The sequence below is a fragment of the Mucilaginibacter robiniae genome (assembly GCF_012849215.1).
In the GTDB taxonomy this organism is placed as follows: Bacteria; Bacteroidota; Bacteroidia; order Sphingobacteriales; family Sphingobacteriaceae; genus Mucilaginibacter; species Mucilaginibacter robiniae.
Map to the genome: position 1 here is coordinate 2,315,810 of NZ_CP051682.1, position 13,390 is coordinate 2,329,199.

The window sequence follows — 13,390 nt, forward strand, 5'->3', positions numbered from 1 at the left end:
AGGTTATTCACCATCCTTTGGCATATTACAAAGTAGAAGATCTCATTGGATCTGCAATAAAATGTGGACTATATAGACTCCTTGACCATATTATTCCGTGCTCCTTTGAGCCATACAATTGTGTGAATAAAGATTGAGTTTAAACATCGAATCCAAGTATGTAAGATGGTCAAAGTGTTTCGAAACATATGGTCACTCTTTATCATGACAGGTGGTCAATGCTTCCGTATTCTCCAACTTAAGCCTAATACTTTACACATCTTTTTAATAGTACATTCATTTTTATGAACTTTTATTAATGTGAATATCTGCCGTCTCCCCTAGAAAAGATGCTGACCGCATTTTTTAAGATATCACGCTCCTGCTGTGCCTCCCTGAGTTCCTTTTGCAGCCGCCTGATCTCTTTTTGCTCATCGCTCAGGTTGCTTGCTGACACAACACTACCACTTTTATACTGGTTCTTCCACTTACTAATCCTGCCTGGATCAATGCCCAATTCCTCGGCTGCTGCCTTTACTGATCCTCTGGCATCTGATAGCTCCACCGCCATTTGCTTAAAGGCCAAATCATACACACGCTTTTTCATTATAATCAAATTTAAACTCCTTATTTAAATCTGCCTATAACTTCCCTCTAGTCAAATGTAGCAACTCCAAAACGATCTCACCCTTTCCCGAATCAGCGTAGTAACATGCTGCCATATCAGCAAACACAATAAACTTATCAAATAAAAAACCGCCTCAGAATTGACTCATGAGACGGACTCTTCTTATTTCAAGAGCGTTCTGATTGATTAATCAGCAAAAAATCCATTGTTTAACTTCTTAATTCCAGCCACCACCCAGTGAGCGGTACAGGTCTGAAACCGCATCCAGCTGGTCGCGTTTTAGTGAGGCCAGTTCCAGCTCGCTTTGTAATACATTGCTTTGCGCAGTAATTACTTCCAGGTAATTGGCTAGCCCGTTTTTGAATAGTAAGTTAGCATTGGTAGTAGCCTGTTGCAGGGTTTTTACCCGGGCTGCCGCTATTACCTGTTGCTGTTTCAATTTTTCAATCCTTACTAATGCATCAGACACCTCACCTACGGCATTCAATACCGTTTGCCTGAATTGCAGAACAGATCTGTCGCGGTTAACCTTGGCAATCTGGTAGTTTGTACTTAATACTTTATGATCAAGTAAAGGCTGCACTACACTGCCTGCCACTATACCAAACAGCGATGCAGGAATATTAAACCAGTTGCTGGCCCGAAATGAATTAAGGCCGCCACTTGCCGTAAGTCTTAAGGCCGGGTACATTTCGGCTTTGTTAATGCCTACATTGGCATTGGCAATCTGTAAGTCCAGTTCAGAACTTCGCACATCCGGCCGACGGCTTACCATAATTACAGGCAGGCCTGCAGATACCTGATCGGGCACGGTAAGCTGTTCTATGGAAGCCGTTCTGGCAATACGACTGGGCAATGCACTGGTTAAAATACTTAATGCATTTTCCTGAATGGTAATATTCTGCTCAAACTGGGGTATCAACTGTGCTGCTGATTGCTGCTGTGCCTGTGCCTGCTGTACAGCCAGCAGGGTAACCTGCCCTGCATCATATTGCAGGCGTATAATGCGCAGGGTACTATCGTTCAGCTTTACATTGTTTTGAGCAATGGCTAACTGCTCATCCAGCATCAGCAGGTTATAATAACCTTGTGATACATCAGACACCAGCTGTGTTTGTATGGCTTTTCTGGCTTCTTTAGTTTGCAGGTACTGTGCCAGTGCAAGCCTTTGCCTGCTGCGTATTTGCCCCCAAATGTCGGCTTCCCATGATAGCTGCACGTTGGCCGAGTAATCTTCAATATGCCTGGCACCAATGTTATACTGACTAAGGCTAAGACCGGTAAGGCTGTTATCAGAAGGGCGTTGGTTATTTGCCGTAACATTAAGGTCGGCCTGGGGTACGTAATCCCACTTTACCTGTTTAAAAACCAGTTGTGCAGCTTCAATATTTTTGAGGGCGATCTGCATATCATAGTTTTTCACAATGGCGCTGTCAATAAGCTTTTGCAGCTGGGCATCTGTATAAAAGGCTTTCCATTGCACATCGGCAATGCTGCTGGTATCGGCAGTAGCAACTTCATTTCTAAAGGCTACGGGCAAAGCAGGTTTAGGTGTTTGAATATCTTTTGATACTTTACAGGCACTTAGTACCATCAGTACTAAGGCCGGTAATAGATAAGAGGTTTTCATGTTATAATATTTACCTGTACTCAATTAATTATTGTGTAATGCATACGGTTCCTGCTTAACAGCGTCTCCGTTTGGGGTACCCGATGTACCATCTCCGTTTAATACCGCTAACGGCAAGCTGGTAATACGCTCCTGTATGCTTTGGAATATGACAAATAGTACCGGGATGATGAACAAGCCCAGCAATACGCCAGACATCATACCTCCAGCAGCACTCATACTAATAGAGTGGTTACCCTGTGCAGACGGACCAGTAGCAATACTCATGGGGAATAAACCGAATATAAAAGCCAGGGAAGTCATGATAATTGGGCGTAGCCTCAATTTAGAAGCCTCCAGAGCGGATTCAACAAGCCCGTGCCCTGCTTTTCTACGCTGCACAGCAAACTCAATAATCAAAATGGCATTTTTAGCAAGCAAACCAATTAGCATAATCAAGGCTACCTGCACATAGATGTTATTTTCAATACCAGTTAAGCCTAAGGCCACAAATACACCGAAGATACCTGTAGGGATAGATAAGATTACGGCAAACGGCAATACATAACTTTCATACTGTGCAGATAACAGGAAGTATACAAACACTAAGCAAAGCGCAAACACAACTGCCGATTGTCCACCCGAGGAAATCTCCTCGCGTGTTTGACCAGAAAACTCATAGGCAAACCCTGAAGGGAGTTGTTCCTTAGCAGTTTCCTGTATGGCCCTGATGGCATCACCAGAACTGAAGCCCGGTTTAGGAATAGCATTGATTTCTATGGAGTTGAACAAGTTGTAGCGTGATGCTGTTTCTGAACCATACACGCGGGTTAAAGTAACCAGCGTGTTAATAGGCACCATTTCGCCGCTTTTATTTTTTACAAACACACGGTCAATAGAAGCCGGGTCGGTACGGTCGGCAATATCGGCCTGCACCACTACCCGGTAATATTTACCAAAACGGTTAAAGTCTGAAGCTTGAGAGCTACCAAAGTAGGCTTGCATAGTTTGCAGAATGTCTTTAACATTTACCCCCAGCTGGTTGGCCTTATCATCATTTACCTCTAATTGTAACTGAGGATAATCTGCCTTAAAGGAGGTAAACGCAAATGCAATCTCCTTTTTCTGCATCAGTTTACCAATAAAGTTATTGGCTACATCACTAAATTTACTCAGTTTACTGCCGGTTTTATCCTGCAGCACCACATCCATCGCTTCCACGTTACTAAAGCCCGGCACAGTTGGAAAACTAAACACAAAGAAGCTGCCACCGGTTACTGCAGCCAACTGGCCACGTATAATGTTCTGAATGGCATTGATATCTTTAACATCGCCCCGATCTTCGTTAGGCTTCAGCAACACAAATACTACTGCTGATGACGGGCTGCTGGAGTTAGTTAACAGGTTAAAACCAGATATAGCCGTTACAAACCGAGCAGCAGGCAGTGCCCTTAGCTTATCTTCTGCCAGTTGCAATACCTGGGTGGTACCGTTTAACGAAGTACCAGATGGCGTAGATACCGAGATAGCCACAAAGCCTTGATCTTCTGTAGGGATAAAGCCAGATTTGGTGGTAGTTACCATGTAAATAGTAACTGCTGTTATCAAGGCCAGGCCGCCCATGCTTACCCACTTATTTTTAATCAGAAACTTTAAGCCGCCCACATACCGGTTGGTCATGGAACCGAATGCGGTATTAAAGCCGGCATAAAACTTCTCTTTAAAGCCTTTTTTAGCGGTGGTGTGCTCGTCGCTGCCATGGTTGCTCTTTAAAAATAAAGCGGCCAGCGCAGGGCTCAACGTTAATGCATTAACTGCCGAAATAACAATAGCGATAGACATGGTAAAGGCAAACTGCCGGTAAAATATACCGGTAGAACCCGTCATAAAGCCAACAGGTAAAAATACCGCTGCCATTACCAAGGTGATAGATATAATAGCGCCTGTAATTTCGTGCATGGCCTTGGTTGTAGCCGCTTTTGGAGCCAGATGTTCCAGTTCCATTTTGGCGTGCACAGCCTCCACTACCACAATGGCATCATCCACCACAATACCAATAGCCAGTACCAGCGCAAATAAGGTAAGCAGGTTAATAGAGAAACCAAAAAGGTTCATGAAGAAGAATGTACCCAAAATTGCTACAGGAACGGCAATGGCCGGAATTAATGTGGAACGAAAATCCTGCAGGAAAATAAACACCACAATAAATACCAGTATAAAGGCTTCAATCAGCGTATGTTCTACCTGTTTAATAGATTCATCCAGCGCAGTTTTGGTACGGTAAAACTGATTGTACTTTATACCCACCGGAAAATCTTTCGACGCTTTTTCCATTACCTTATCAACTGCTAACTGTATTTCATTAGCATTAGATCCGGCCAGTTGTATTAAACCAATGGCAACACCATCTTTACCGTTTAAATGGGTCATACTGGTGTATGAATAAGCGCCCAGTTCAACACGGGCCACATCTTTTAAATGCAATACCGAACCATCAGGATTAGCACGGATAGCTATATTCTCGTACTCTTCAGGCTTGGTTAGCTTACCTTTATACTTAATTACATATTCAAATACTTCCTTGCTCCGCTCGCCCAGTTTGCCCGGCGCTGCTTCTAGGTTTTTATCCTGAATGGCGGCCATTACTTCGGCAGGAGTTATCTGGTAAGCGGCCATTTGGGTAGGATTTAGCCAAATACGCATGGAGTAATCTTTAACTCCACCAAATATGGTAGCCGATCCTATGCCGGGTATACGTTTAATTTCAGGTATGATATTGATTTGCGCGTAGTTGGCAATAAAAGTTTGGTCGTACTTTTTAGGGTCTTCTGTATATATCCCTACTGCACCTATTAAACTGTTTTGCTGTTTAACGGTAGTTACACCTTGCTGCACCACCTCGGCAGGCAACTGACTGGTGGCCTGGGTTACCCGGTTCTGAACGTTTACCGCAGCCTGATCGGGGTTAGTGCCTTGTTTAAAATAAACTGTAATGGCCAGGGAACCATCATTACTGGCGGTTGAGCTCATATAGCTCATATTTTCTACCCCGTTGATGGATTCTTCCAGGGATGGCGCAACAGAGCGCAGTACCGTTTCGGCATTGGCACCCGGGTAAACCGCGGTAACCAGTACCGCAGGCGGCGCTATATCCGGAAACTGCTGTAAAGGCAGCTTGGTTAAACTCAGTACCCCCATGATGACCAATAAAATGGAAATCACCGTGGATAATACCGGTCTTTCTATAAATTTCTGAAACATGACGTTAAAGCTTAAGTAGGATATTATTTAGTTGATACGGCTGCTACTTTATCGGTTGGCTTTTCGGGGTGAATAACTACACCTTCCTGTAAGTGGTCCACACCACTCAGTACAATCTGGTCTCCGGCCTTAATACCTTCTGTAACCAGGTAATTGCTTCCGCTTTTACCGGCAATGGTGATAGGAACCTTCTTTACCTTGTTGCTGTCGGCAAGGGTAAAAACAAATACCTTGTCCTGCATTTCAATAGTGGCAGATTCGGGTACAATCAATGCATTGGTATGCTGTAAGCTCAAACGAATTTTGCCGGTATTGCCAGACCTTAATAAGCCATTTGGATTGGCAAAACTTGCCCTAACGGTGATAGCGCCTGTTGTTTTATCAAACTGACCGTCAATAATATCTATCCTGCCCTGTTTGGCATAGGTAGTACCATCAGAGAGCAGTAAATCTACAGCGGGTAAGTGCTTCAGTTTTTCTTTTAAGGTTGCACCCGGGTATTCTTCTTTAAAATTTACAAAATCTTTTTCGCCCAATGAAAAGTAAACATGCACATCATGCACATCTGATAACTGGGTAAGCACCTGGGCATCCTGCGGAGTCACCAGACTACCCTGCTTTTTCAGCAGGCGGCCAATGTAGCCGCTCACCGGGGCCTTGATTAGTGTATAACCCAGGTTGATACGGGCGGTAGCAACATTGGCCCTGGCCGATTCAATATTTGCTTGCGCTACTTGAAAGGTAGACTTTGCAGTTTTTAGCTGGTAATCAGATACTACTTTGTTAGCCACCAGGGGTGTAAGTTTATCTATCTCCAGTTGTGCATTACCCTTTGCCGCCTCAGCAGCGTGTAAGCTGGCCAAAGCATTGTTGAGCGCCGCCCTATAAGGCTGCTCGTTAATTTTAAAGATGGGCTGCCCGGCACTCACCAAAGCACCTTCGTCAACAAATACCTTGTCCAGGGCACCGCTTACCTGCGGCCGAATTTCTACATTAACAGCACCTTCAATCGATGCCGGATACTCCTGATAGGTAGTTTGTGTAGCCGAGGTTACACTGGCAACTGGTAAAGATGGTGGCGGCGGCGCCTGTGCCGCGGGTGGTTTGGGCGAGCAGCTATATAAGGTTAGCGCAGCAACTGCTAAAACGAGATTTTTCATGATTATTTGTTTGATGTTTGTGTGTTCTTGTTTAATGATTTGATAAACTATGACGGTAACTGTGCTTAATAATTCAACAGCCTCATAATTTGATGGATATAGAAGGAACTGGTTATGGCCTTTGACCAAATAACCAGCTTAACAGTATTAAATTATTTAACGGCGTTAACCTCATGGCGCATACATAGGAACTGTGTTGTGTCATTGCATTCAATTAATACTATCTACTATGGCAATTTTACCTTACATTGTTAAATAACTTAACAATGTAAAATTTACTTTAAAAAAATTATGGTGTTATAGACTTGATAATGCCGGTAATTGCATCTTTAAGTACCTGACGGTTAACCTCATCTGATGATCCGCGACTTACTAAATTAATGGAAATGAGCCCGTGAACGATGGACCAGAACGTGTAATACTTGGTGCAAATCACATCCGAACCTATATCTTCTATCTGCATCAGTTCGCCAATAGCTGTACTGAATAAATCCCAAGGCAACTCGGCTTCGGGCAACTTATTAACCATTTCGCAACAACAGTTGGTAGATACACCAAACATTACCTGATACAGCTCTTTGTTGGCAAAAGCAAAGTTCCAGTAAGTCAGCCACATCGCTTCTAGCTGATTTTCGGGTAAACGGTGCTCCTGTTTGGCTTCCTGCAATTCCCTTGACAGCATTAAATACCCTTTACGGGTAAGCTCCAGCAAAATAGCTTCTTTGTTGGCAAAATACTCATAAATAATGGGTGCAGTATATTCAATCACATCAGCAATCTTGCGCATGCTCAGGGCCTGCCATCCTTCATGCTTTACAATTTGTAAGGCAGCATCCAGAATGTTAATTCTGGTTTCTTCCTTCAAACGTAATATCCTGTCTTTGCTTGCCATTTTACTTATAGTATTAAATTATTTAACGCCGTTAGACAAAGTTACAGCTATTAAATAAAACACGTTTCATTTGATTGTCATTTGTATTAAAGACGAATTTGTGCAATACTATTTGAACATGCCTTTGTTGCTTGAAGACGGCCTGGAATTGCAATAAGTTAGCGATGATTTGATATATTACCGACTTGGCACCCCAAAACCAAAGATTATAAGCACTGAGTATTTTGTTAAACGATCGCTGCTTATTGATAACGCAGGTTTCGATGAGTTCATCAAAAACAGCTATAGGCATTTTACGCCAAGTGTACGCCAGCTAAACGAGCAATTCACCGAGCAAATAGCCGGTAGATTTCATCAATACAATCTCAGCCTTGAAAATCTTTCGGTAATGGATACCCCTTCTAATGTACTTACTGGAATCTAGCATATCCGTTGGATGGTTTTAGATGGCTTTATAAATGAGCGCGAGTTGTCAGATGCAATACATACTGTCTTTATGCACATGCTTAATGGAGTGACGATTCCTTCGATCAAGCAATTGTTACGTCTGCATATTACTCAGGAGTTCCGTTTGCTAGGGCGAAAATTGGACTTTGTAATGAATCTGTTTAACTAGGCGTCACAAGAAGCTGGGTTATGATTGAGCAATCACTCTTTTGTGAAATAGGATAAAAGTGACTTTTTTGTGAAATTTCAAAACATTTCATCCACTAAACTTCATGTTGACATTTCCAGCAAATGGACATAACTGCGTTGCCTTGTTTGCGTTTTTCAAGCCAAACCGGAAAAAAGGTGCCCGTTTCTTACCCTGCAAATCCAGGTACGATAGGCGAACACCTGAAGAAGAAGCGGATTGATTCAAAGCTATTGCAAAAAGATGTAGCAAAGATATTGGGTGTCACTGAAGATTGCATCACTAACTGGGAAAAAAACAGAAGTATTCCCCAAATACAATTCTTTCCAAATATCATCCAGTTTCTAGGTTACCTGCCATACAGCTTTGACCTGACAACACTATCCGGCAAGCTGAAAGCCTACAGGCACGTAAAAGGGATCAGTCAGAAAAAGCTGGGCACAATGCTGAATGTGGACGGTGCTACCATATGCAGCTGGGAACAAGGCGAAAGTCAGCCTTATCAGCGAACATTACAAAAGATCAATACCCTTTTCAAAAAATTTTCAGGGGCGTCATTTAGTATGGATAGGTCAAATCTGGTAATCTATTTTGCTATTCTGGGAGCATTGACCAGACGTTTCCGTAGGAGGCGGATCAGTGGGTTGTGTTAATGAGAAACAAAATATAATTTACTAGTCAGTGGTTTAAGATGGTCAAAATGTTTCGGCATACATGGTCACTCCCTTTCAAGCCAAATGGTCAACGCTTCCATATCCTCAAGATTGGATACTGGTTGCTACTGTTAACGATCCTTTAATGATGGATTGCGTAATTTATCACCATTTGTAATACAACAGGCTTAACCGTTGATTATCGTTTTAAAGTTTAGTTGTCTGCCTATCTATACTCTACATTATAGCACAGTAACTTAAGAATATTATTTCATTTGCATCAAACATACAAGTAATCACCCTCATTAAAGTCATCATACAGAACAACTTTGATGAGGGTGACCTGGAGATTAAAGTTCCGAACGCAGTAAACGACATTAGCCAGGCTTATTCCGCTACAAAATCAGCCACTTTTTTTACTTTATCTTTACCTATGCCGGTCTTTCCGCTGATAACACCAGACGCCAAATCCTTGGCTTCGTCCTTGATCTTATGGCCAATTGCCTCGCGTGATTTCCTGCCGTTTTCTGTTAAATAAAGATAGGCCAGTCCTCCCGCTACCAATGCGCCGATGGCTATTGAAGAGATCAGAACGGTGTGGTCTTCTTTTTCAAATGGGTTTTTCATAGTATTTCTTATGTATTAAATGAATAGTGGAATGTCGATATATTGACAATATTCATGCCTATCCTCTCTCCCGCTTTACAAATCGTTTAGGCTTAAACCTGAATGGGATAACGACAGACCTTTTACTTTTTTATCAGGTGCGATCAGCTTGGTTGCCCAACTTGTTTTGCTGCTTCTCTTCATCGCCAAGTGTAATGCCCCAAATTGCAGGCTTTCCACAGATCTAATATGTTCTTTAACACAGCAATGACTGCTATCGATAAAAACATGCCCGGTACGCTCCCTATCATTTCGCCGATCACTACACCCGGCACGGTCATAAAGGCGTTGGTCCGTACCTTGGATCCTACAATCACCGACAACAATACATTACTGTCGATCAGATGCGCGATAACCCGTGGGATGATCGCCAGCAACACTTCACTTGTCACAGCGGCGGTCGCAAACGTGATTGCAGCACTCAGGATCAATGCGGTCAGTATGCGGCTACAAGGAATGATGTTGAACAGTCCGGTGATGAGCCCCAATAGGAATGCATACTTTACATCCATCAGAAAGAAAGCCAAACTGACGACAAATGTAACGATGGCCACTTCGATTAAAATCCTGATGATTACGCTAAACTTTCCTGTAAGTTGTACGTAATAGACGGCTATGGTCCAACTGTTTAAATCAGTTGGACATGAGCAAAACATTGGAGCGATTATTTGGTTAAACAGCATCAATAATTATAAACTTGGAACTTCATGCCTGAACAAACCGCTCAGCAGGGCGAACGCTCTTTTTTAAGTAAACTTTTGCTGATCCTGGGTCTCACCGTTTTACTGGCTGGTGAAGCCTATTTTGCCTACCGGCTTCATGTGCTTTCTGCACAGCAGGAAGAGATCAAACAAGACTATTCCGCTGCCAATAACATCACCCTGGGGCTGTTTTCGGTGGAGGAATGGCATGATGATATAGCCGGCATTTTAAATCATCAGGTCAGGCACTTTACTTTAACGAAGAAACAGAAGGCTCAGTTGCAGAAGGAAGTTGAACAGATCATCCTGGCGCTGATCAATAAAGCCGAAGCACTCGTTAAAAAACCGCAGAAATCGATCAGCGGTAAAATCAAGCTGTTCGCCATCAATAAATTTGTTAAAACAGACAAGATCAGGGCGCAGGTACCTTCATTTGCGCGCATGGTCATTGCCAGGGTAGATAACCCGGCTAATAAAAATCAGTTTAGCAAAATGGCCATGGGTAAGGTCGCTGCTTTGGAACGCACCCCTTATCTGGACAGTACCATAAAAGCGAATCATGCGATTACCGGCAGGCTGTACAAAAAGTATCATGTTACCGACCGTGATGCCTTGAATCAGCATCTTGACCGATCGTTGGGTCAGATCCGTTCGACAATGTACACTTACTCATCAGCGATGCTGGGCATTGTCGTGGTGGTGCTGCTCCTGTGGTGGCTTTTCCGGAAGAACACCCCATTGCACGCCACCTTGTTTATAATGTCGCTGCTTTTTGCGTTTATCTTGCTGGGCATCGGACTTACCGCATCCATGATCGAAGTGGATGCCCGTATCAAGTCGCTGGATTTTGTGCTCTTGGGCGAACACGTGGTCTTTAAAGACCAAGTCTTGTTCTTTCAAAGTAAAAGCATCATGGACGTTGTCCATGTACTCATCAGTCAGCCCAAAGTAGATTCCATCTTGGTGGGGGTATTGATCATGGTCTTCAGTATTCTATTTCCGATCATGAAGCTTTCTTCGACGGGTATTCACCTGCTCGGTAAACGCAAACTGGCGGAAAACAAATTCATCAAGTATTTCGCTTTTCAATCCGGTAAATGGAGCATGGCCGATGTCATCGTGATCGCTATCCTGATGGCTTATATCGGCCTGAACGGCCTGCTCGAAAGCCAGCTGGCTTTCCTAAAGATCAATAGTGATCCGCTGACCATTGTCACCACCAACAACACCGCCTTACAACCGGGCTATATCATTTTCATCTGCTTCGTCTTATACAGCCTTATTCTTTCAACCATACTGAAATTCATTACACCGCATGATGCGCATCAGCCGGGCAGTGCCGAACCGGAACCGTCTGCAGAAACTTTAGTTTTAAATACAGATTCGACGACTGCATCGCAGCCCACATTTCGTACAAGCAATATCATCCTGACCATTGCCCTCGCCATCCTGCTTGGTATCACTGGTTATTGCGGCTACCACTTAAGCCTGTTCTCCCGCCAGCAGGAGCAGTTGAAACAAGATTATAGTACAATCAATAATATTACGTTCGGCATTTTTTCTATCGACCAGTGGCGTGAACAGATTATGGAGGTGGTGAATGGCAGGGTGGATAACTTCAAGCTGAGCCGCCAGCAAAAGAAGGCGATGCAGGCACAGGTGGAAAAACAACTGCACGGACTGGTTGCCAAAACTGCGGCACAGATCAACCGGCCTCAGAAAACCTTTGCCGGCAAGTTGAAAAAGTTTGCCTTCAACCAGGTCATTGATGTTCGGGATATCCAGGCTCAGGTACCTTCATTTGCCCGGACGATCATCACAAAAGTGAACAGCCCGGCCAGTACCAAAAGGCTAAAAAATATTGCCACCAGCAAGCTGGGGCAACTGGAGCGCCAGACCTATGACAGTACTGGGGAAGCTCAGGTTGTGTTGGCAAAGGCGATGTACGCTAAATATCAGGTCAACAGCACTACGCAACTCAATACAAAACTTACTCATCAATTAGAAGATATCCGCAAGGTGAATTATTATTATGCGTATATCATGTTGGGTTGTGTACTGTTTGTGACGTTGTTATGGTGGTTGCTGCGCCGTAAGGCACATTTGCAGACAACAATGTTCATCCTGTCTTTACTGATCGCTCTCGTACTCTTAGTGGTTGGCGTTACTTCATCCATCATTGAAGTCGATGCCCGTATTGGCAGCATGAGCTTTATGCTGCTGGGTGAAAAACTGGGTTTTGAGAACCAGGTGCTTTTTTATCAGAACAAAAGTTTGCTGGAAATTATCCAGGTACTGGTGTCGCAGCCTAAACCTGATGCCGTACTCGTAGGTGTTTTGCTGTTCTTGTTCGTGATTGTATTGCCTGTACTCATCCTGATCGCTTCAGGTCTGCATGTGTTAGGAAACGAGCGAATAGCGGAAAACAAGGTCATCCGTTATCTTGCTTTTGAATCCGGTAAGTGGAATATGGCAGACGTGATGGTGGTGGGCATTGCCATGACCTATATTGGTTTGAATGGGATTCTGAAGAGCCAGCTTGGAGGTTTGAACATTCATAATGATATGTTGACCACGGTGACCACCAACAATTCATCTTTGCAACCCGGCTTCCTTGTTTTTGTGGCTTATGTAATTTATGAAATCGTATTAAGCAAGATGCTGAAGCAGATCACGAATAAAGCCTGAGATAGAGGCCAGCAGCTTTAAAGAATCAGGAAATAAACGGATGTCATTAGTCCGACCGCCTCCTGTTTGAAAACAAATATAAACTGATTGATTACAAGGCAAACCGGAGATCATTGTCACCGGACCAGAAAAGGTTCGGATCGGCCAATAAATTCATCGTTATCCAATCTAATCGTATATCATACTATATAGAGACCATCAGAACAGCTACAGAAGCCGATCTCGCATCATTAGTGCCGCTAGCGCTCTGGCTAATCCCGCCAAAGACCGGCTGATACAACCGCCTACCCTAATGTCATGGGGCAATAAAACCCTTTTACTGCGTGACCCAGACGGCAACTTGGTTAACTGTCTACGCCTACTTCACCAAAGGGCCGTTAAGAAATTTGGCGACGAGATGTAATTTGTTTTTATCGTCATAAATTTAACTTTTACTATCAGGCTGTTTTTAAATATTGCGATGGCAACAAACTTTTGAAAGTTATTAATTAGAGGTGGAGATTCTAATGAAATCATACT

General features: G+C 43.4%; 9 protein-coding genes. 2 read left to right on the forward strand and 7 right to left on the reverse strand.

What is annotated here, in order from left to right; all coding sequences use genetic code 11:
* Positions 1-295 precede the first annotated feature (295 nt).
* The 5 genes from HH214_RS10385 to HH214_RS10405 all read right to left on the reverse strand — a co-directional run bounded on the left by HH214_RS10385 (position 296) and on the right by HH214_RS10405 (position 7,529).
* Positions 296-586: a transposase gene (locus HH214_RS10385; RefSeq protein ID WP_169607438.1), complete on the reverse strand. Its 291-nt coding sequence runs from the start codon at positions 584-586 to the stop codon at positions 296-298.
* A 238-nt stretch (positions 587-824) separates the two neighbouring features.
* Positions 825-2,237 carry an efflux transporter outer membrane subunit gene (locus tag HH214_RS10390; RefSeq protein ID WP_169607440.1) on the reverse strand — a complete coding sequence of 471 codons (1,413 nt, stop codon included), beginning with the start codon at positions 2,235-2,237 and terminating at the stop codon, positions 825-827.
* A gap of 24 nt (positions 2,238-2,261) precedes the next feature.
* Positions 2,262-5,477 (reverse strand): efflux RND transporter permease subunit, encoded by a 3,216-nt coding sequence (locus HH214_RS10395; RefSeq protein ID WP_169607442.1) that lies wholly within the window; start codon positions 5,475-5,477, stop codon positions 2,262-2,264.
* Positions 5,478-5,500: 23 nt separating this feature from the next.
* The gene (locus HH214_RS10400; RefSeq protein ID WP_169607444.1) at positions 5,501-6,637 is read right to left on the reverse strand and encodes an efflux RND transporter periplasmic adaptor subunit; all 1,137 of its coding nucleotides are present in this window, start codon (positions 6,635-6,637) and stop codon (positions 5,501-5,503) included.
* A 289-nt stretch (positions 6,638-6,926) separates the two neighbouring features.
* Positions 6,927-7,529, reverse strand: coding sequence for a TetR/AcrR family transcriptional regulator (locus tag HH214_RS10405; protein ID WP_169607446.1), 603 nt, complete (start codon positions 7,527-7,529; stop codon positions 6,927-6,929).
* Between the two features lie 738 nt (positions 7,530-8,267).
* Between HH214_RS10405 and HH214_RS10410 the strand changes: the two genes are divergently transcribed.
* A complete protein-coding gene (locus HH214_RS10410; RefSeq protein ID WP_248282255.1) occupies positions 8,268-8,816 on the forward strand; it encodes a helix-turn-helix domain-containing protein in 549 nt (182 codons plus the stop codon).
* Between the two features lie 387 nt (positions 8,817-9,203).
* Here the strand turns inward: HH214_RS10410 and HH214_RS10415 are convergent, their stop codons facing one another.
* Entirely contained in the window at positions 9,204-9,443 is a 240-nt protein-coding gene (locus HH214_RS10415) for a YtxH domain-containing protein (RefSeq protein WP_169607340.1), read from the reverse strand.
* Between the two features lie 179 nt (positions 9,444-9,622).
* Complete coding sequence (locus HH214_RS10420) at positions 9,623-10,036, reverse strand: AI-2E family transporter (protein ID WP_169607448.1); 414 nt, start codon at positions 10,034-10,036, stop codon at positions 9,623-9,625.
* A gap of 153 nt (positions 10,037-10,189) precedes the next feature.
* Between HH214_RS10420 and HH214_RS22105 the strand changes: the two genes are divergently transcribed.
* Entirely contained in the window at positions 10,190-12,871 is a 2,682-nt protein-coding gene (locus HH214_RS22105) for a paraquat-inducible protein A (RefSeq protein WP_248282256.1), read from the forward strand.
* Positions 12,872-13,390 lie beyond the last annotated feature (519 nt).

Bases quoted from the DNA above. Each gene is read 5' to 3' on its own strand.
- HH214_RS10395 (WP_169607442.1), bottom strand. From the start codon at position 5,477: ATGTTTCAGAAATTTATAGAAAGACCGGTATTATCCACGGTGATTTCC.
- HH214_RS10410 (WP_248282255.1), top strand. From the start codon at position 8,268: ATGGACATAACTGCGTTGCCTTGTTTGCGTTTTTCAAGCCAAACCGGA.
- HH214_RS22105 (WP_248282256.1), top strand. From the start codon at position 10,190: ATGCCTGAACAAACCGCTCAGCAGGGCGAACGCTCTTTTTTAAGTAAA.
- HH214_RS10390 (WP_169607440.1), bottom strand. From the start codon at position 2,237: ATGAAAACCTCTTATCTATTACCGGCCTTAGTACTGATGGTACTAAGT.
- HH214_RS10400 (WP_169607444.1), bottom strand. From the start codon at position 6,637: ATGAAAAATCTCGTTTTAGCAGTTGCTGCGCTAACCTTATATAGCTGC.
- HH214_RS10415 (WP_169607340.1), bottom strand. From the start codon at position 9,443: ATGAAAAACCCATTTGAAAAAGAAGACCACACCGTTCTGATCTCTTCA.
- HH214_RS10405 (WP_169607446.1), bottom strand. From the start codon at position 7,529: ATGGCAAGCAAAGACAGGATATTACGTTTGAAGGAAGAAACCAGAATT.
- HH214_RS10385 (WP_169607438.1), bottom strand. From the start codon at position 586: ATGAAAAAGCGTGTGTATGATTTGGCCTTTAAGCAAATGGCGGTGGAG.